Consider the following 20,048-nt stretch of genomic DNA (forward strand, 5'->3'; position numbering starts at 1 on the left):
ATTATGCATTTACCTTCCTATAATTGATCTTAATAAAGATATGGCCTTTGCTTGCTGCCAATAGGAATAAAACAAAATTGATGGAGTGAAACTATGTGTGGAATTGTTGGTGCAGTAGCACAGCGTGATGTAGCTGAAATCTTAGTAGAAGGCCTTCGCCGTTTAGAATACCGAGGTTATGATTCAGCAGGTGTTGCTGTGGTTGATACTGAATCTAATCTAACTCGTGTGCGCCGTCTAGGTAAAGTACAAGAGCTGGCTGACGCAGTAGAAGAACAACAAGTGATTGGCGGTACAGGTATCGCTCATACACGTTGGGCGACACACGGTGAGCCATCTGAAGCGAACGCACACCCACACATGTCTGGTGATATTGCGGTTGTACACAATGGTATTATCGAAAACCACGAAGCACTGCGTGCTCTTCTTCAAGAGCGTGGTTACGTATTTACTTCACAAACGGATACAGAAGTTATTGCTCACTTAGTTGAGTGGGAACTTCGCACCTCAGCTTCTTTGGTTGAAGCGCTACAGAAAACAGCAAAACAATTAGACGGTGCATACGGTACGGTAGCGGTTGATCGCAAAGATCCTAGCCGTATTGTTGTAGCTCGTTCTGGTAGCCCGATTGTTATCGGTTTTGGTGTCGGTGAGAACTTCCTTGCTTCTGACCAACTGGCGCTATTAAGCGTAACTCGTCGCTTCATGTACCTAGAAGAAGGTGATGTTGCCGAGGTAACTCGTCGTGATGTTACGGTATTTGATGTAGCGGGTGAGCGTGTTGAGCGTGAAATCGTTGAATCAAACGCTGAACACGACGCTGGTGACAAAGGTCAATACCGTCACTTCATGCAGAAAGAGATCTTTGAGCAACCAACAGCGCTAATCAACACAATGGAAGGCCGTATCTCTGAGACTTCGGTCATCACTAACGCGATTGGTGTTAAAGCGGAAGAGATCCTAAGCAAGGTTGAACATGTGCAGATCATCGCATGTGGTACATCTTACAACTCAGGTATGGCAGCGCGTTACTGGTTTGAATCTCTAGCTGGCGTAAGCTGTGACGTAGAGATTGCCTCTGAATTCCGTTACCGTGACTTCGTTGTGCGCCCGAACAGCCTATTGGTAACTTTATCTCAATCTGGCGAAACGGCTGATACGCTTGCTGCACTTCGTCTTGCAAAAGAGAAAGGCTATATGTCAGCAATGACTATCTGTAACGTTGCGGGTTCTTCGCTGGTTCGTGAATCTGACTTTGCTTTCATGACTCGTGCAGGAACAGAGATCGGTGTAGCTTCTACTAAGGCTTTCACAACTCAACTAGCAGCAATGCTGATGATGGTTACGTCAATTGGTCGCCTACAAGGCCGCATCAATGAAGAGAAAGAAGCGGAAATCGTTAAAGCGCTGCATGAGCTACCAACGGCTATCGAGCAAGCTCTAGCATTCGATAAAGAGATCGAAGCGCTAGCACCTGACTTTGCTGATAAGCACCACACATTGTTCCTAGGTCGTGGCGAGTTCTACCCAATCGCAATGGAAGCATCTCTGAAGCTGAAAGAGATCTCTTACATTCACGCTGAAGCATACGCAGCAGGTGAGCTTAAGCACGGTCCTCTAGCACTTATTGATGCAGATATGCCTGTAGTGGTAATTGCACCAAGCAATGACCTACTAGAGAAGCTGAAATCAAACGTTGAAGAAGTACGTGCTCGTGGCGGTCTACTTTACGTATTCGCTGACCAAGACGCAGGCTTTGAAAGCGATGAGAACATGAAGATCATCAAGATGCCTCACGTAAGTGAAGTAACGGCACCTATTTACTACACAGTACCGATGCAGCTGCTGTCTTACCACGTAGCGCTAATCAAAGGTACCGATGTTGACCAACCTCGTAACCTAGCGAAAGCGGTAACCGTTGAGTAATCGACAGCTTATCTAAGAAATAGATAATAAGAAGCCCATCCAGTGATGGGCTTTTTTGTACCTGTTACTTTTCATGCTGCATGAGACTTTAATATCTAGGCGTCGCTACCTTGATTAAGCGTTAAGAGCTTGCTCCAGATCAGCCAAGATATCTTCGATGTGCTCAATACCGACTGAAAGGCGAATCATCTCTGGTGACACACCAGCCTGTTTTTGTTCAGCTTCACTTAATTGACGGTGTGTTGTGGATGCAGGATGACAAGCAAGAGACTTGGCGTCGCCAATGTTCACTAGGCGCTTGAAGATTTGTAGCGCATCATAGAAGCGAACACCTGCTTCATAGCCGTCCTTCAAACCAAAAGATAAAATAGCCGATGGCTTACCTTGCATGTACTTTTCAGCAAGCGGGTAGAATTCTGAGCTAGGCAAGCCAGCGTAGCTTACCCAACTGACTTTCTCATGTTGGCTGAGGTACTCCGCCACTTTCAATGCGTTCTCTGTGTGTCGCTCCATGCGTAGCGACAACGTCTCTAAGCCTTGCATCAGCATGAAAGCATTCATTGGCGACAGTGCGGCGCCTGTATTGCGTAGTGGAACCGTTCTAGCACGACCGATAAACGCAGCCTCACCAAAGGCTTCGGTATAAACCACACCATGGTAAGAAGGCTCTGGCTGATTAAACACAGGGAAGCGATCTTTGTGTTCTGCCCATGGGAATTTACCTGAGTCGACAATCACGCCGCCTAAGGTTGTACCGTGACCACCAACGTACTTGGTGAGTGAGTGAACCACGATGTCAGCGCCAAAATCGATAGGCTTGCAAAGCACTGGTGTCGCTACTGTGTTATCGACAATCACAGGCACACCTTGTGCGTGAGCAAGCTCTGCGACACGCTCTAAGTCGATGATATTACCTGCCGGGTTACCGATACTTTCGCAGTAAACCGCCTTGGTTTTTTCATCGATCAGTGCTGCTAAGCTTTCTGGTTTGTCATCTTTAGCAAAGCGAACTTCAATTCCTTGGTTTGGTAGCATGTGAGCAAATAGGGTGTACGTGCCGCCGTAAAGCTGAGGTGTGGAGACAATGTTGTCACCGATCTGTGCCAACGTTTGAATCGCGTAGTTGATCGCGGCGCTGCCCGCACTCACGACTAAGCCAGCAATCCCGCCTTCTAAGGCCGCCATACGTTTTTCCAACACATCGTTGGTTGGGTTCATTATGCGAGTGTAGATATTGCCTGGCACCGCAAGGTTAAACAGGTCGGCACCGTGTTGTGCATCATCGAATTCGTAAGCTACGGTTTGGTAAATAGGTGTGGCAACGGATTTAGTTGTTGGATCGGTTTCGTAACCGAAGTGAATCGAGAGTGTTTCGTCTTTCATGTGTCTTCCCTGAACTATTGAACGATTTATGTACGTTCATATTGCCGCCTTTTTTATAAAAGAAAAGTAAGCTTAGTCACAGAGAAGCAATTGGAACTGTGTGCGGGGCGATTCGGTATTTGTAGGGAATACAGCGTGAGTTGTCCAGATCTAGAAAAGCAAAAAGCCAGAGCAGCGTGAACTGTTCTGGCTTTTCTAATTTGGTGGCCCCTCCCAGATTTGAACTGGGGACCGAACGATTATGAGCCAAGCTTCAGTCCTGTAATCAACATAGTAACCCTGCCCCGAATCACTCTGAAATCCACCAGCAGAATCACATCACCTGATTATCCGCAAGATTTCTCTGACGTCGACGACGGGGATTATGGGGTTGGAGGGGATGACTTAGTACGACGACGCCGACGAGGTTATGGGGTTAAAGTTGGGTGGAAAGACAGGAACCGGACAGGAAAAGACAGGAAGGAATCCTAGGCGTAATAAGTCTAGAAATGAATTTATATTATTGAATTAGAATAACTTTTACCGATTCGTAACGGTGAGGTTCTTCTTTCTAGTTCAATAAATAAAGGAAAGTTTCTATGAACCAATCTAAAGGCAGTACAGCGAATACAGAAGTTGATGCATCTAAATATACGTCAAAACACAATCCATTCTCGAACATCCTCAAATCAGGGGATGCAGACAAACTAGGTTCAAAATCTCAAGGGAAAGTCCTCTTCGAGATTGCTCAAAACAGTGAGGATGACCAACTCTATTTCCGAATTTCCGGACAAAGTGGTGGGGCAGGGTTACATTCAAAACAATGGATTCCATGTTCTAAGTTATTCGAGGTTATCGAATCTCAGGGTGATAAACCATGGAAAAGTCAGGTCTACAAATCCCTCTATTCTTCTGGCTCCGCTAACAATCAGGGCTTCTGTGCCGCTATCGTTCGTGGCCTAGGTTTAGCCGTGAAAGCTGAGTCGTCTATTTACCTACATGTCGTTTCAGAGAAATACCAAGATAGGAAAAAGGAGCTTCTCGATCTCGTTAATCACATCAAACCTACCCAGAAAAAATAACAGAAGGATCTCATTATGAATTTAGTCTTCGATAAAGAGCGTCTAGTGCTACCAATTAGTACCGACCTTCAAGATGTAATTAACATGGTTATTGATCGCTCTAAGAAACTAACCCCGTCAACCCATGCTGTAACCATCAATTTTCGAGAACGTGCTTACTGTCCTGAAAGTGGAGGGTATCACCCTGTCGAGATTCGTATCACTAGGCTTAACGACCAATGGGTTTTCAACTACATCACTGACTTTAGTTACTGTGGATTGATGCCTGAACTTGAGAAAGAAATCGACTTTGATTTTGGTCACGGTGTGGCTTACATCCGTTACATGGGTGAAGTTCCCATTATTGAATCCAGTGTCGCTGAGTTCTATTCGATGTGGGAAACCAATTTCCTAAGCTACGTCGGAATGGACTGCTTCGATGAGATAGAAGTTTCGATAGATTAGGGTGTCGTCGTCGACGTAATGACGACGCCGTCGATAAACCTACTCATGAACAAGTCGCTAGATAGGCTTCAATATCTCTAACCAAGGCTTGTTTTACCCATGATGGAGAAATTACATCGATATCAGGTAGCCAAGATTTGAGGACTGGCATTAATGCGTGAATATCTGATGTCTCAATGCTTATAAGTGTCGAGCCATAACCCAACTCTTTCAGCACTTGAATTGCCATAGGTTGTTCTAACTTCTGGTAATCATCAATTCGACTAGAACCAACCTGAGCGATGACCTCTACAATACCCTGAGTATTCCAGTGTAATTCTTCTCTGGTTAGTTTCTCGTTGAAGCTAGGGGAGGGAGTGTAAATATCATCGTGTTGAACTAACTCTGAAATCTCTGCCACTCGAAATGAATGTGATTGGTTCCTAAGCACTGAAACCAAATGCCAAATTCCATGTTCGTTAATGAGTTGGTAAGGCTCAACCCGATGATAACGACGACGCTGACACGTTAAGGTTAGAGTGTTTCGCTGATGAATAGCGTTCGCAATGACACGTAATGTTGTCTGAAAGCAACTGGAATCTTCGATAGGTAAATGACGGAAAAGAATAGATTGTGTCTTATGGCTTAGTGCCTGAGTCATGACTGCTCTATCTGGAAACAACTTATCTACTCCCATACTCGATAGTGAGTTCAGAGTTAAAAGAGCTTTAGGATTACGATGATCTAATTGCTTTAAGAAGTAATATCCATCCTCTCTTTCGATAGGTAGAAATGCCAGTCGACTGAAATCTCGAAGTACAGTTCGTTCATGTACTCCAAATTCCTGCTGTAAGTCGATAAGGCTCAGTTTCTCTCCTGAATGTAATCGGGAAAGTATCTGACTCAATCGGTAGGCTAACTTCTCACTCTTATTCATATCACCAATGATGTACTGATTCGCTGACAGGTAGTGTCAGTCATCATTATTTCCCGATAGTCATGAGTAAGTGACCGATTTTGCTATAGGTTTCATAGCCCACGAAACCTAAGCCCTGCCGTTATTCCTCAAATTAATTTTACCAACTGACACCACCTGTCAGTCCACACCTTCAAACTAATCAACAGATGTCTTCTTAGAAAGAGGGCATGCAATCTTCAAGGAAAAAACAAAAATGAAAACATCAATCATCCTGCTAGGTCTAACTTCGCTTTTCGCATCTTCAGTATTCGCAGGTGGCACGTTCGGTGGTAATCCGGGCGATATCTCGAAAATGAAAGAGCTGCTAGAGCCTCAATGGAATGGCAAGGCAGGTATTCAGAATACAGCGTCTTACGGTGTCATCGTGCAATGGAAAGCGGATGTCTGTGGAACCATGAATGGTCATGTCACTGATACGGCGAAATGCGGCCCAGATACCCAGAAAGGTAAAGCACAATAAATTTTGTTGCGGAGCTTGGCTCACGATATCTCAGTTTCGAAATTGGAACTCTCTAGGCTGAGGTATCAATGAACTCCGCAACACCCTAATCAACCAACAACAAGGAGCCTTAACATGGCGATTAAATCAATTACAACACTAGTTACAACCTGTCCTGCATGTGGTGAACGTGCTTATGATGATGGCAGCTGTCAGGTGTGCGGTCACTCTCACTAAAGCGGCATTAACAAAAACTCCAAAGGGTCATGTTCTTCATTGAGCATGGCCCTTTTTCATATCTATATAAAGAGGTAGGGAAGTATGCAAAGTAAAACATTCTCACAATCATCATCCCAATCAAAAAAGAACACTGCTATCCGTGGGGCTCAAGTCGGCGCTGCCATTGGTGCTAGGTATGGTCCATACCCATATTCCATATTAATTGGGGGTATCGTTGGGTACGTAATTGGTGTCGTCGCCGACGAAGTTATTGATGATTGACGGGCAAGTGTGATGAGCAGGGGATAACCTCTGCTTTTTTTTGTCGACGACGCAGATGGTGGGAGTTGAAACCTCCTAGTCATATTAAGCTGTGCTGTGCCATTCAGATAGACAGTTATATATAGATATTAGTTTGCGTATAGGCTGATACTACTCATTAATATATTTAAGTATAATCAAATAATAAGCCACTTATCGAATATGCTCGCACAATGATAAATAACTATACAATTAGCCCTGACGATCCCGACTTAAATGCATATGAAAAGTACATTGCTGATTTTCATCAACAGCTCTCTTACCTAAAGATTGGTGAAGAACCTAGTTACGAAAATGCTGACTTTTTCGAGGAAGCAATAACCGTTGAATACCTTCCTGGAAATGATGATGGGTACTGCGTGTTCGCGGCAAGTCTCTTCAGCGAAGACCTCCTTAATAGTTACAAGCTTGATGCTCATTTAATGTTGCAAAAATCTTACGGTAAAAAAGCGGATAAAACTGTTGATTCAATCAAGAATGATTTTTTGCGTCTTGAAGATAAACCTAGCTTGATAGCTGAGCTGAAAGGTTTAAGTAAACGATGTTGCCAATTGTGGGATTACATAATTTATAAACACTTATCTGATCCTTTAGCCAAGATAACAGAAGATGATGTCAGTATGCTCATCGAGCAATCAGATCAAATTGGTGATGAACTTATTAGACTGTCTCTTTGTGAGGATATGGAACTAGGTGGGACTAAGGCGCTAAGTAACGGAGCAAAGTATGATTGGCTAGCTAAAGCGGTATTGCAACTCTACGAAGGAGAACTGCCGTTATATTCACAATTATTTACGCAAGTGTGCGTTAATAAATTAGGTAATGAACTAGTTGAATATGACCACGGTATCATTAATGTTGTTGACTTGATTCTGACTCATCGTCTAGCGTTAAAATCAGATTGCGCTGCTGGTAGAAAGAAGGTTAGAAAAGAAATGCTACAACTGCCAGCAGAGTATATTTACGTCAGACTCAATGGCAATCTCAAAGCAGACAGCACAAAAGCGGCTTATCGTTGGCTATTTATCAAGGCATGGGCCTATTCTTATTTAAAGGTAAACCCAATGAGTCTGTCAGATTTAGCCCGTGTCATTGCGAAAGATGATCGTTTTTTCTATCGAGATAACATGCATTTACTTAGCTACTGTAAAAGTGAAGCTGAAAAAAATGATCTAATAGACAAGCGTTTTTTGGATTTAAAAAATGAACTATCCAAGTGGAATAAGAATAAAGAAAGTGAAGGGTTCATTAATGGTAAATTGATAGCAATGAGTCAACGTGGCAGTTAATACGTATAAACATTGATACTGAATTGAAAGGGAGAAGCTTAACGGCTTCTCTTTTTTTTGCTTTCCATAAGCCGGAGCAGAGATGACAGCCGGATTGGTTGAATTAAAGGATACTGCATTTGTCAGCGGAAAAGCTGAAATAACGAAAGGCTGATAGGCAATAGCTGGACCACAGATGACAGCTTAAATAACCCATTTGGGTTGTAATTACATCTGTCGACAAGTGACGCACTACATGCACTGAATCGTTCACAGCATGAATGAAAATCAATCAAAAGGATAAGCAAAATGTCATTACTTAATAAATCCATAAAGAAAGCGCTAGCAATTAAATCAATCACTGAGCAGTACGATGCACCTGAGCAGGCCGCATATATTAAAGTGCCAAGTGAAGATGAAGCATTTCACAGCAAACTTGGTGTGGCTGAATTAGTTGTTATTGAGGAGCAGTATAAAAACACTGACTACAAAGTGCAGTTCATCGTAGACCCTGATCTAATCGAACATTTAGATCGCAAGCATTACCGCACTAAAGTACTCCATGTAGTCAAAACAGAAAGTGGCGAGCTAAAGAGCATCATGATACCAGCTAAGACGAAGAACTCATGGCATGTGTCTAACTATGAATTGCTTATGCAAGCGCAAACATCACCTGTTATCGCCAAGCGTGACGTTATAGCTAAGGTTTACGAGGCGCATAAAGCAACAGGTATTACACCAATTGTTATTACCGATGAAGATGTACAGCAAGCTTACGCTAACGCATTCGGTCAATATGAAATTGCTGACCTCAATCACCCTGCACTAGTCGGAAAATTAAAAAACAGTCCAACGATTGACGCTGTCGACGAACCTGAGATTGAACTACTCGACGACACCGACGCGGTAGAGGCTAATTTGCCTAAATCTGGTTCCCTTGAAGAATTACAGGAGATTCAGCAGCCTGTCAGTTCAGTTAAAAATGAACTCGAACTTGAAGACATATACCTTGATGAGGATGAGCTAGAGTTTGAAGAGATTTCACTTGATGATATTGATATCAACGAAGAAGCGGCATGAATCATAGCTGCAAGACATTGCATTGAAGGTAAGCCACATGCTTACGTGCTATCAAGACAACTTAATGTCGCTCTGGCACGTAAGGTGGTTCCTCAACATGTAGTGCAACAAGTATCTGCATTCGGGGAAACAATCCCTTGTGCGGTACTGGTGAATATTAAACGGTATCTAGCTCATGTTAATCACCGTCCTGCAATTCGCATTGATGTTGATTACCTCAATCGAAAGATAGCGAAATACAGTAAGAAAAAGTCAAACCGAAGCCTAGCTCTAGTGAGTCAGCTAGTCGGATTTAAAGCTAGCCTGATTCATGATTTAAGCGGTGATTGGCACCGCCAAGTAGTGAATGTCTTCGGTACTAAAACAGGCAGAGATACCACATCAGGAAGTGCCTTAAATCTGATACCAAAACAGCATTGGCAAGGCTTACTGAGCCCCCAACAAGGATATTGTTATGTGCTCTTAGATTATGACCAACAAGAGCCAATGATAGCCGCGCAGAAAGCAAAGTGCATGAAATTACTTAACTTATATGAACAAGGCGATATTTATGAATTACTCATAGAAACAGTAACGGGCAATGCATTAACACGCACGGAATTAAAGACATTAATAGTCATGCAGCTTTACGGAGCGAGCATAAAGCGTATAGCGCACGAGCTATCTCAACCACAATCAAACGTCATGAACTGGCTGATGGTGCTTAAGAAAACCCTAAGCCCAATTGATTATTACCTTGACGGTGAAGCCTTAAAAGCCAAGCGGCAAGGCGAGATACGCTCATTAGATTGGCGCATGGGAATTACCCAAGAAATTAACACGCTAACAATACGCAATTGGCCTATACAGGCGACAGGTGCGGACATTATGCGGCGAGCTTGCTTCAACCTAGACAAGGCCAAGCTCCCCGTACTACTGACCAACCATGATTCATTCTTGGTGCAGTTAGAAACCGATAAATACGACTATCAACTTAGGCAAGCGAAAAAGGCGTTAACCGACGCCAGCGCCGAGGTATTGGATGGATTTAAATTAAATGTGCAGGTGGAAATGCAACTACCCGCGATGATCAGAGATGAATGAAATGAGTAAATCAAAAAACACAATATCAATGGACGACATTATTGAAGCCGTAAACCCAGAGCAAAACTTGTGTGTAGATGAGAAAGATCAAGTTTATATGTTGGTAAGAAAAGGTGCATCAACAGAGGCTATAAACATTAAGAGTAAGAAATTCAAGCCTGTACTTCGCAAGATTGCTCGTAACCTTGGAGCGCGCCTTAAGGCAGCAGATATTGATGAAATTATTGAAGAACTAGAGAGTATGGTATGGGACTATGAAAAAGCACCGATTACCATTGAAATTCGCAATGCACTGTCCAAAGATAAAGCGTCAGTAATAATCGACCTGTGTAATGATAAAGGTGAAATCATCAACCTTTCGGCAGGTAATGTAGAAGTACTGAGTAAACCTAATGCTAAAACAAAATCAGTGGTATTTAGTCGCCCTAAAGACATGAAACCTATGGTGACTCCTGAATTCACTTCGATTAAAAGTGGCATTGCACGGCTAAAACCGTTCATTAATACAGACCAAAACACATTCTTTCAGTTAGTGGCTTACATGACTTACATCTTGGCCCATCCGAAAGAATGCGGTGTCCCTTATCCAATATTGCTTATTCAAGGCGAAAAGGGCTCAGGCAAAAGTTTCTTCTCCAACAGTGTCACGCGTACTTTATTGGACCCAAGTAGCCTTGATGGATTGCGAATGCCAAGACGTGAACAAGACTTTGCCATTCAAGTTAACAGTATGTTTTTAGGTGTGTATGACAACTTACGTAAGCTCACGAAAGACCAAAGTGATATGCTCTGTACGACTGCAACTAAGGGTAATATTGCTTCTCGTACCTTGTATTCCGATGATGGATTAACTTCACTACTCTTACATGCTCCTTTATTGCTTAATGGTATTCATAATTTTGTGACCGAATCAGATTTGGCCTCACGTTGCTTTAAGGTCGCGCTTGTTCCTATGGAAGAGGACAAACGTAAGCCCGAAGGTTTACTAAAACAGGAGTTAGAAGCAGCATTACCTGAAATTTTTGGTTCACTGTTGACGTTGGCGTCGAAAACATTGGTTGAAGAGAAAAGTGCTAAAGTGAAGTATCCGGCTCGTATGATGGACTTTGCAAAGTGGCTTGCTGCGATTGAGAAAGTGCTGGGGTTAGGTGAGGGCAAGTTACAGAAAGCCTATAAGTTGAATGTGAGAAATATCATGGCCTCAGGTACAGAAGATGACAGCCTTACGGTTGCTATGCAAAAGCTCATCAAATCAGCAGCGAACGATAAAATTTGGAAAGCAACTCCATCTCGCTTATTGGAAACATTGCAGCATCATGAAAACCCGATGTACTTACCACGAGGCGCTGCTGCACTAACAAGCAAGCTTAAAGCTCAAGAAAGCAGTCTTAATGCCAACGGAATTTATTTTAAGATAGGTCGAGATACCGAGCGTTATGTGATGGTGTCAGGTAAGCCTCTAGCTGCTTAATCGTAACCTTGAACATCATATTGATTGAAGCCCATTCTAATGCTGAGTGGGCTTTTTTGTATCTGAATCGTGAGAGGTTTTTCCTGTCGACAACGACACGATTTATCAAATGATTTTTTATAATACTTAATTTATATGTTGGATTGCTGTCACGTATTGGTTGTGTGTACGGTTGTATATTGGTTTTTTAAATCAATATAGAGGTAATTATGGCAAGATATTATGTTAATAAAAATCAGCAAGCTAATGGCGACCATGAAGTTCATAAGCTAGGTTGTTCTCGTATGCCATTGGAGCACAATAGGCATTATTTGGGTGACTTTGTTTCGTGCAGTCCTGCAGTACAAGCTGCCAAAAGGATTTACCCAAAATCAAATGGTTGCTTTTATTGCTCGAACGCATGTCATACGAGTTAGCAAGTGCTATAAATAGGTAGTTTTAGGGATCAAGATAAAGATCCCTTTACAGGAGTTTCTATTAATTTACTACTCTTAGGGTCGGTTGAGTTGTATGACTTGAAATAGAAGCTTTTTGACTTTTAACTTTTGAGACAACCGTCTGAAGCATAAAAAATGGATTGTTGAATGTTAGAGCTGAGAGTTCATCCTGAGGCAGCTTTAGTTCACTCAATATTTCGTTGCGCGATACATTCTTTTCTCTCAATTTATTGAAAACCTTTTGAAGTACCAGAGAGGTTTCCCTGCTTTCTAGACCTTCGGGCTCTGATTTTCTCCCGTAAGAATTTGATAACTCGATATTTAGTTGACGATAATGCCATTCAGAAGATAGTCCCAAGTCGAAAGTTCTTCGAATGAGAGCTGCTAATGAAACCTTCCAATGCTTTTTTAACTTTAAAAGTTGGCTTAGCGAAGGGTATGAAGGGACTTTTGCCAGAATGCTTCCCTTAGGCATTAGAAATGCTGATGCGAATCGATCAGCTTGTTCTTCAGCTTGGCGTCCATTATTAGATGCATGCTTGTGTAGCACTAAATGCCCTAGCTCATGGGCTGCATCGAAACGACTGCGTTCTGGGGTTTTCATAGTATTAAGAAAGACAAAAGGCTTTTCGTCTAACCAAAATGAGAAAGCATCTACCTCGACACAGTTTTCTGTTAGAGAAAATACGCGAACTCCTTTCGACTCTAATAGGTGGATTATATTGGAAATCGATAGTTCACCTAACCCCCAATGTTCACGTAACAATTGGGCTGCGCTTTCTGGATCAGCAAAATCTTCGTTACTGCAATCTAAAATATCATGTTGTTTCAAATTGAACCGACTTTCTAACCATGTGTTAAATTCAACAGCTAATGTACCCGCACTTAGGGCTGCATCCCTTTTAGATGCACTCAGTTTAGTCATAGCGCGAAAGCTTACGCCTTCTTTTACTATTTGTTCAGGATTATCAGCATAGAAGAATTCAATAGGGTAATTGAGAATGTCTGCTATTCGATTTACTAAAGTTGAGTCTGTTGTATCTAGAAGGCCACTGTTTTCATATGTAGAAAGTGTTCTCGTTGTGATCCCTGTGAATTCGGCTAACGCCTTTTTTGTTAATCCTCTTCTTTCTCTAGCAATTTTTAGTCTTAATGAGTTAAACATTGTCGTTACTTACTTCTTCGATATCAAAGTCAATTTCATCATTAAAATCAACCTGTGAATCAACGATGTCTTCGTTGTCCATGTCAATAATTATACGATTTTCAAGATCAAATCCTGTCACGTAACCTCTCTTATTATAGGATACAGGTCTTACTAATTCAGCGGAAACCTTATTGTTATTTTTATCAAAATAATGAAGGAGGAACCAAACTTCACTATTTAGCTTATTATTTGGATTTGATTCAGGGAGTGTTTCTGGAAACAGATCATAGTTGAGACTTTCTTCGAACTTAAGGTTTAGTAGGTCAAGAGTAAAATCACCTTTGTCTGTAACAGATTGAGGGAAGCCTGCTGAGTTTCCTGTTTGATCACACGCACTGCAAAGGTAGATTGCAATCCCTTGCTCTTGATTGATAGTCAGCTCAACATTCCGAATTGATTCCCTAACATATCCATATGGTTTTAGCAGTTCGCGCAGAGCACGAATTGTATCCCCATAAAAATATTGGCCACCACTGGTAAGTGGGTTGTTTTCAGTCATTCTTTTTCGGGCACTTAAACCACGTAGCAAAGCTTCCTTTATGTGTAGGATGTTAGCTATTAAGTGCGATCGATTAGTATTTTCGACTTCAAGGGTCGGTTCGTTTTGAATGTTATTTGCTAGCGCTGAGTTCATATCGTTTCCTTTAATCTCATTTCCTATATTATAACCTCGATCGAGGTTGTAAAACAAGAAATGAAGTAATCCTGTCTTTCCACCCAACTTTAACCCCATAACCTCGTCGGCGTCGTCGTACTAAGTCATCCCCTCCAACCCCATAATCCCCGTCGTCGACGTCAGAGAAATCTTGCGGATAATCAGGTGATGTGATTCTGCTGGTGGATTTCAGAGTGATTCGGGGCAGGGTTACTATGTTGATTACAGGACTGAAGCTTGGCTCATAATCGTTCGGTCCCCAGTTCAAATCTGGGAGGGGCCACCAAATTCCGATAAGGCTCATGAAGAAATTCATGGGCCTTTATCTTTTCTAGTCCTTTCCATATCCGGTCTTTGATTACTTCCTGTAAGCACGATTCCATTAGCACCACTAAAACACTCCACCTAATCACCACAGAACCCATAAATCTACCTCAGGCTAATATCAACCATCAGTAACCTCTCTTATCTGTACGACACGATTCTGCGCTAGATACATACCACTCAACACCAGAACAGAACCCCAGAAAAATTTCCCGACTAAACCAACAAAAATATAACCAACATTCCGTTCCATTAGGTTCAGTAATTTATATAGATATAAATGAGATACCTAGATGGAGTTCTAGCTGAGATCAGTCAGGAGACTCAGCACCGAAGATTAGAACCAGATGACTGTTGAACAATGATGACCGATTACCCTCAGGGGTAATCGGTCTGATATCTCTTAAGTGATTTAGGTTAGTCGTCAGCAGCAGTGAACCACAGAACCAGAAACGAAGGCTAATCACTGGACTGGTATTTATACTGGAATCAGTAGTCTCAACGCTAGGAGTGGTTCTAGGGTGAATCTCGTATGTGTTAGGGGGAGAAGTTGGGTTGAGGGAATGGGTTAGTGGAATCAGATGAAAATCTAGTGTGGCTATCCCGTCGACGACGACGGCAAACTGGACAGAAAACCTAAATAGGAAATTTAAATAGGGTTGGTGTCCACTCTTTGGGTTCTAAAATCAGGGTGAAAGACCGGACTAGGACCGGACCGACGACGCCGTCAACAAAACCTAGGGAAAGTAATTACTGATGAAGTCAGGTAGAACAAGGGCTAGGGAGAGATTACAGGGCCAGTCTAGAGAGACCGACCCAGCGACTTAGGATTTTAGGTTGAGTGATGGGGAGGTTGGGGAAGTTAAATTTTCCAATCAGGTACTTGGCCAAATATTTCTTGTCCTGACCTAGATGTTCGTGGCAAGCCATGTAGAAACTCACTATCTACAGGTTGCGTTTTTAGATCAAAACTTCCTCTATGTTGGTAGATCTCATAAAAAGACACACCGTCAGTTCTCCCTTCTAGCGCAGCTATAACAGCATGCTTAACGCCGCTGGAACAACGTAACCCAAAAGTAATATCTTTGAGAGCCAATGGTGAATCTTGAATCCCTCGTTTACTCAATAGACGCCATTCTTCTTCGTAACTCCATGGCAGAGCTTTCCGTAAAAGTACATTTTTATCGAGTTCCTCCCTGTAGTCATTCCGACCTTCCACAATTGCTTTTAATATTAAGCTTGTATGAATAATTCTATTTCCACCGTAAGTTACTTTATGGAGGTTGGGCTTGGGAGTTCGATTCAAATCATACCCTACACAAATCCCATGGTGCTGATCCCCGTAATGGCTCCAAAGTAAAGGGTTTAAATCAGACGAAGAGAAACAACAAATCCCTCTATCGTATTCCTTTAGAAGTTCTCTCTGTATCGCAAAAGTCAGCAAGTTACATTCCGCTTCATATTGGCCATTAGTATAATCAGGGTTAGTTGCGTGATATCTAATGTCCTCTAACTCGCGTTCTACATACTGTTCAACAACACTTAAAGCATGTAAATGTGCACTTTTCCCTTCTAAATTAGCCTTTTTCAACGAAGCTAATGTCTCAGACTCAACTCGTTTCTCTAACTGTCTACGATAAATTAAGCGTAATTCATCAAGGTTAGAGTCAGACTCTACACATGGTTGGCAGTCTAAAGGATCGTTGAAAGCAGCAGGATCAGAGAAAAATAATTGGTCAAGACATAGAGCCTCTAAGCTCAATTCACTAAATTTTTGGTACCTGTATACTTTCTTGGGGGGCTCCAACATAAGTAAACCTCTATTAGTCGTTAAGATACATACGTTACCACACTGAACTTATCTATCATTGCCGAATCATCAATAAAATCAAGATCATATTAACCATATGTTACCCATAACATGGAGTTAATTATGCTCAAAATAACCAACCTTCAACAAATCATAACCCTACCAACCACTACAACTCTGCAAGAACAAATCAAATCCATACTCACCGAACCATTCCACGATGACGCTGAAACCCAACAGGCATGGGATGAACTGCAATGTGAACTCTGGTTCCTCACCTCGATTAATGAGCTAAACGCTGTCGTCGTCGACGATATCGAACTGCTGAAGCGAGCCCTAGCCTATACCGAATTCGAAGATGATCTAGATTACGGAGCTTCTATATCCCTAAGCATTGTCGAGGACAGTGGCAAGGGGCTCTACCTACTGATGCTTAAGACACTCCGCACTGAATTACACCAGCATTTCTCAATCTCAGATGAGTAAGGGGGATTGATGCAATCACGTAAGTTCAAATTCAATAAACGCCAACTTGATTCACTACCGCCGACGCCGTCGACAAGTCGAAGCAAAGAAACGGAGTACACGGATGAGCTCTGTAGTGGTCTAAAAATTATAATCAACAGACAAGGGAGGCGCAGGTTCCTATTCAGGTACACCTATTTTGGTAAAAAAAAATCTGTTCAATTAGGTGAATATCCTGCGTTAGATATCAACACTGCTAGGCAGATAGCTAATGACCACAAGCGAGATATCGCACTAGGCAATGACCCAAAGGCTATGAGGGATGAAAAATCCAATGTACTAACCTTCTTCGAGTTTGCGGAAGAGCACTACTTACCCTATGCCCGAATGAACAAACTCACTGCTAAGAATGATATTGGTAACTTAAAGCTTCATTTCTACCCCAAATGGGGCAAGAAAAGTATCACCGATATCAGCCAACAAGACATTCAAAAGCTACTCGATGGGGTCCTAGAAACAAGGAAACCATCAACAGTGAATAGATTACGTTCCTTAGCCCTTAGAATGTTCAGATTAGCGATGGAGTGGGGATTCGTGGACAAGAATCCGGGGCAATACGTAAGGAAGCTTAAGGAGAATAATTTAAGAAACAGATTCCTGAACCGCAAAGAGGTTTCATCCTTCATCAAGGCATGTAACGAAGAACCCAATCGTACCCAAGGGAATGCCTTAAAATTCGCACTGCTTACCGGGATGAGAATTGGTGAAATAACTAACTCTAAGTGGGACTGTCTTACCGTCGACGACGACGGCAATTGGAGCCTATTCCTACCCCACACTAAATCGGGGTTATCAAGGACGGTTTTACTCAATAATTTAGCTAAGGAGGTAATACATGACCAACGACGATTTCAGATACGTAAGAACCCCTACATCTTTGCCGGAGATGCACCCGGTAGACCTATCGCACATCCGAAGAAGGCATTCGCCCGAATCAAGAAAGCAGCAGGCATCTACGATGATTTCCGTATACACGACCTCAGGCACTCATTCGCTTCGATCCTTATAAACAGCGGAAATGCGACGCTCTATGATGTTCAGCATCTACTTGGGCACCAGAGCCCTCAAACTTCGACTAGGTATGCTCATTTGGCTAGTTCTAGGTTGAGAGAGGTAAGTGCTAATGTGTCAGAGTTGGTAGGGGATGTGAGTAGTTAGGAAAGAAAGCAGTGAACATTTAGGGCACTGCTTTTTTAAAACACCATTATTTTATACCACGTTTGGGATCTATTAATGATACCAATGGTTTAGTTGCATATTGTTTGAGAGTATAATCAGGTACATCTTTCTTTGAGGTTAAATATGAATATTCAACAAGTTATCTCTGAGTGGAATACGCCTTTGGGGTTTATTGCGGCACTTATAGCTATTGGAGGGCTTATTTGGGGAGTAGTGAGATTCTGCCTATATAAGTATAAAAAGTTTAAAGAACCAGTTGATGTTCACGGGTATTTGAAGTCACTTAAGTTAAGGAAAGAGTACAAGATCGCCATTGTTGATGATGAAATTGATGATTTTCCTATCCAGTATCTACGAAGCCTTGATTATAAAGTATCTACTTTTGAATCAATCTCACTCAACGAAGTAGATAAGTTACTCAACTTTGACATGATCTTCCTTGATGTAAAAGGTGTAGTACAAGAGGACATGGAAACAGGTGGCGCGAAGTTATTGAAGCTAATCAAGAAGGCAAAACCAAGTATCATGGTCATAGCTGTATCTTCAGGAAAATATCAATTAAACCTCAATTCCTTTTTTGAAAACTCTGATGACGTACTAAATAAACCCATTAGAGAAGAGAACATAGAACGATCTATCTCTGATTTGATTGATAGCAATATTGATGTGGATATGATGACCGAGAAGTTGTCGGATATGATTGCTTGTTCAAAATCCAAGCAAGAAAAATTGATAAACAAATGCTTAATTAAATTCTTTTCTGGTGCGGTTACTCATGAAGAGTTGTGCAACACAATTCACGTGAATACAAATCATAAGTATTCAGAAAAAATATCGACTATCGCAGATAAAATAGTGAAGAGGATAAATTTTGATTCGTGATTTCCTAAAGGATGGGTTGATTAGTCATAACTTCCCCATAATAGTTAATGGGAAGATTTATGACGGGAACAAAATTAAACGCAATGGTATTTGTACAGAGGATTGTTACAAAAATGAACACCTTAACATTATAAAGCCTGTAGTATGCACTCATGGATTTACCCACTATCTTAAAAAGGTCAATGGTCTAGATGTAGCTATCGTTGATGTCATCTCAGATAACAGTAGGCTATCAAAAAAATATCGTGGACGAAGTGTCACCTTAGAGTATGCACAAAAATGGTTTAGCTATCTAAATACTTTTAGTAACCGCCTCGATCAACTTGTCTTTCAAAAAGCTAGTGAAGACTTTGATAAATTTCATGAAGTAACTAAGTGGTGTGATCAAATACACCATTATTCAGATAAAATTCTTCGTAATTATGGTGATACCCCAAAAGACGCTGAAAAAAAAGCGCCAAAAAATGTAAAAAGCCTCTACAAATCTTCAGTAATGCTCAAAGATTCGTTGGAAACAACAGGGATTTACTTCAATCCTAATGCTGCAAAATACGGAAGAAAACGCTCTACTGATATCTATCGAATGATAGATAAGATTGTGCGTGTGGTTGAACACTCAGAGGCTAGTGCTTTTAACAAGAAAATCCGGCTAAGTGGCCGAGTAGATAAAAATTATGATATCTATGAGTCATTTAAGATCATCCCATTGTCATTTCTACAAAATGCGATTAAGTACTCGTCAAGTGATGAAATCAAGGTAAGGTTTGAAGAGTTTTCTAACTCACTAACCATAAACGTGATTTCTACAGGGAATTTCATCCCAAATACTCAATTAGAGAAGTTATTTGATAGAGGGTATAGAACTCCTTGGGCTCGAAAGACACACCATGATGGAAAAGGGTTAGGCCTTTACGTATCTAACATTGTAGCGGAGGCTCATAGTTTCGAGATTGGGGCTAAAAGCATGAAACTAAACTATGACTACAACGATCTACCTCAAGCTGAAAATCTATTTTTTTTGAAAATTACAGATAAATAACTCCCCATCACTCAACCTAAAATCCTAAGTCGCTGGGTCGGTCTCTCTAGACTGGCCCTGTAATCTCTCCCTAGCCCTTGTTCTACCTGACTTCATCAGTAATTACTTTCCCTAGGTTTTGTTGACGGCGTCGTCGGTCCGGTCCTAGTCCGGTCTTTCACCCTGATTTTAGAACCCAAAGAGTGGACACCAACCCTATTTAAATTTCCTATTTAGGTTTTCTGTCCAGTTTGCCGTCGTCGTCGACGGGATAGCCACACTAGATTTTCATCTGATTCCACTAACCCATTCCCTCAACCCAACTTCTCCCCCTAACACATACGAGATTCACCCTAGA

17 protein-coding genes and 1 pseudogene are annotated in these 20,048 nt (G+C 41.8%); 13 read left to right on the forward strand and 5 right to left on the reverse strand.

Going from position 1 to position 20,048, the window contains the following annotated elements; genetic code table 11:
• The first annotated feature begins 93 nt into the window (after positions 1-93).
• The gene (glmS, locus tag ITG09_02315; protein UPR52507.1) at positions 94-1,926 is read left to right on the forward strand and encodes a glutamine--fructose-6-phosphate transaminase (isomerizing); all 1,833 of its coding nucleotides are present in this window, start codon (positions 94-96) and stop codon (positions 1,924-1,926) included.
• Between the two features lie 114 nt (positions 1,927-2,040).
• Here the strand turns inward: glmS and ITG09_02320 are convergent, their stop codons facing one another.
• On the reverse strand, positions 2,041-3,309 hold the full coding sequence (locus ITG09_02320; protein UPR52508.1) for an O-acetylhomoserine aminocarboxypropyltransferase/cysteine synthase: 1,269 nt from the start codon (positions 3,307-3,309) through the stop codon (positions 2,041-2,043).
• Positions 3,310-3,887: 578 nt separating this feature from the next.
• Between ITG09_02320 and ITG09_02325 the strand changes: the two genes are divergently transcribed.
• Together ITG09_02325 and ITG09_02330 are read left to right on the forward strand one after the other, a co-directional pair.
• The gene (locus ITG09_02325) at positions 3,888-4,370 is read left to right on the forward strand and encodes a hypothetical protein (GenBank protein ID UPR52509.1); all 483 of its coding nucleotides are present in this window, start codon (positions 3,888-3,890) and stop codon (positions 4,368-4,370) included.
• Between the two features lie 15 nt (positions 4,371-4,385).
• Entirely contained in the window at positions 4,386-4,814 is a 429-nt protein-coding gene (locus ITG09_02330; protein ID UPR52510.1) for a DUF2787 family protein, read from the forward strand.
• A 43-nt stretch (positions 4,815-4,857) separates the two neighbouring features.
• Here ITG09_02330 and ITG09_02335 read toward each other — a convergent pair whose 3' ends face one another.
• Complete coding sequence (locus tag ITG09_02335; protein UPR52511.1) at positions 4,858-5,730, reverse strand: WYL domain-containing protein; 873 nt, start codon at positions 5,728-5,730, stop codon at positions 4,858-4,860.
• 235 nt (positions 5,731-5,965) lie between these two features.
• On the opposite strand from ITG09_02335, the gene ITG09_02340 reads away from it, so the two are divergent.
• From ITG09_02340 to ITG09_02365, 6 genes are all read left to right on the forward strand, one after another.
• Positions 5,966-6,232, forward strand: coding sequence for a hypothetical protein (locus ITG09_02340; GenBank protein ID UPR52512.1), 267 nt, complete (start codon positions 5,966-5,968; stop codon positions 6,230-6,232).
• 300 nt (positions 6,233-6,532) lie between these two features.
• Positions 6,533-6,712, forward strand: a complete 180-nt coding sequence (locus ITG09_02345) for a hypothetical protein (GenBank protein ID UPR52513.1) — start codon at positions 6,533-6,535, stop codon at positions 6,710-6,712.
• Positions 6,713-6,924: 212 nt separating this feature from the next.
• Positions 6,925-8,040, forward strand: coding sequence for a hypothetical protein (locus ITG09_02350; protein UPR52514.1), 1,116 nt, complete (start codon positions 6,925-6,927; stop codon positions 8,038-8,040).
• A gap of 288 nt (positions 8,041-8,328) precedes the next feature.
• Positions 8,329-9,099 carry a hypothetical protein gene (locus ITG09_02355; protein UPR52515.1) on the forward strand — a complete coding sequence of 257 codons (771 nt, stop codon included), beginning with the start codon at positions 8,329-8,331 and terminating at the stop codon, positions 9,097-9,099.
• Between the two features lie 45 nt (positions 9,100-9,144).
• Positions 9,145-10,182: a DNA polymerase I gene (locus tag ITG09_02360; GenBank protein ID UPR52516.1), complete on the forward strand. Its 1,038-nt coding sequence runs from the start codon at positions 9,145-9,147 to the stop codon at positions 10,180-10,182.
• A gap of 28 nt (positions 10,183-10,210) precedes the next feature.
• The gene (locus ITG09_02365) at positions 10,211-11,653 is read left to right on the forward strand and encodes an ATP-binding protein (GenBank protein UPR53570.1); all 1,443 of its coding nucleotides are present in this window, start codon (positions 10,211-10,213) and stop codon (positions 11,651-11,653) included.
• A gap of 477 nt (positions 11,654-12,130) precedes the next feature.
• Here the strand turns inward: ITG09_02365 and ITG09_02370 are convergent, their stop codons facing one another.
• The 3 genes and pseudogenes from ITG09_02370 to ITG09_02380 form a co-directional block, all read right to left on the reverse strand.
• Positions 12,131-13,255 (reverse strand): ImmA/IrrE family metallo-endopeptidase, encoded by a 1,125-nt coding sequence (locus ITG09_02370; protein ID UPR52517.1) that lies wholly within the window; start codon positions 13,253-13,255, stop codon positions 12,131-12,133.
• Positions 13,248-14,030, reverse strand: a pseudogene (locus ITG09_02375) (hypothetical protein). The gene ITG09_02370 and the pseudogene ITG09_02375 overlap by 8 nt, the downstream one beginning before the upstream one ends.
• A gap of 1,108 nt (positions 14,031-15,138) precedes the next feature.
• Positions 15,139-16,086 carry a DUF2971 domain-containing protein gene (locus ITG09_02380; GenBank protein UPR52518.1) on the reverse strand — a complete coding sequence of 316 codons (948 nt, stop codon included), beginning with the start codon at positions 16,084-16,086 and terminating at the stop codon, positions 15,139-15,141.
• Positions 16,087-16,209: 123 nt separating this feature from the next.
• Between ITG09_02380 and ITG09_02385 the strand changes: the two genes are divergently transcribed.
• The 4 genes from ITG09_02385 (at position 16,210) to ITG09_02400 (ending at position 19,711) form a co-directional block, all read left to right on the forward strand.
• A complete protein-coding gene (locus ITG09_02385; GenBank protein ID UPR52519.1) occupies positions 16,210-16,572 on the forward strand; it encodes a hypothetical protein in 363 nt (120 codons plus the stop codon).
• 9 nt (positions 16,573-16,581) lie between these two features.
• Entirely contained in the window at positions 16,582-17,769 is a 1,188-nt protein-coding gene (locus ITG09_02390) for a site-specific integrase (GenBank protein ID UPR52520.1), read from the forward strand.
• 144 nt (positions 17,770-17,913) lie between these two features.
• The gene (locus ITG09_02395; protein ID UPR52521.1) at positions 17,914-18,672 is read left to right on the forward strand and encodes a hypothetical protein; all 759 of its coding nucleotides are present in this window, start codon (positions 17,914-17,916) and stop codon (positions 18,670-18,672) included.
• Positions 18,662-19,711: a sensor histidine kinase gene (locus tag ITG09_02400; protein ID UPR52522.1), complete on the forward strand. Its 1,050-nt coding sequence runs from the start codon at positions 18,662-18,664 to the stop codon at positions 19,709-19,711. The genes ITG09_02395 and ITG09_02400 overlap by 11 nt, the downstream gene beginning before the upstream one ends.
• Positions 19,712-20,048: the final 337 nt, after the last annotated feature.

The organism is Vibrio cyclitrophicus (assembly GCA_023206055.1).
Taxonomy (GTDB): Bacteria; Pseudomonadota; Gammaproteobacteria; order Enterobacterales; family Vibrionaceae; genus Vibrio; species Vibrio cyclitrophicus_A.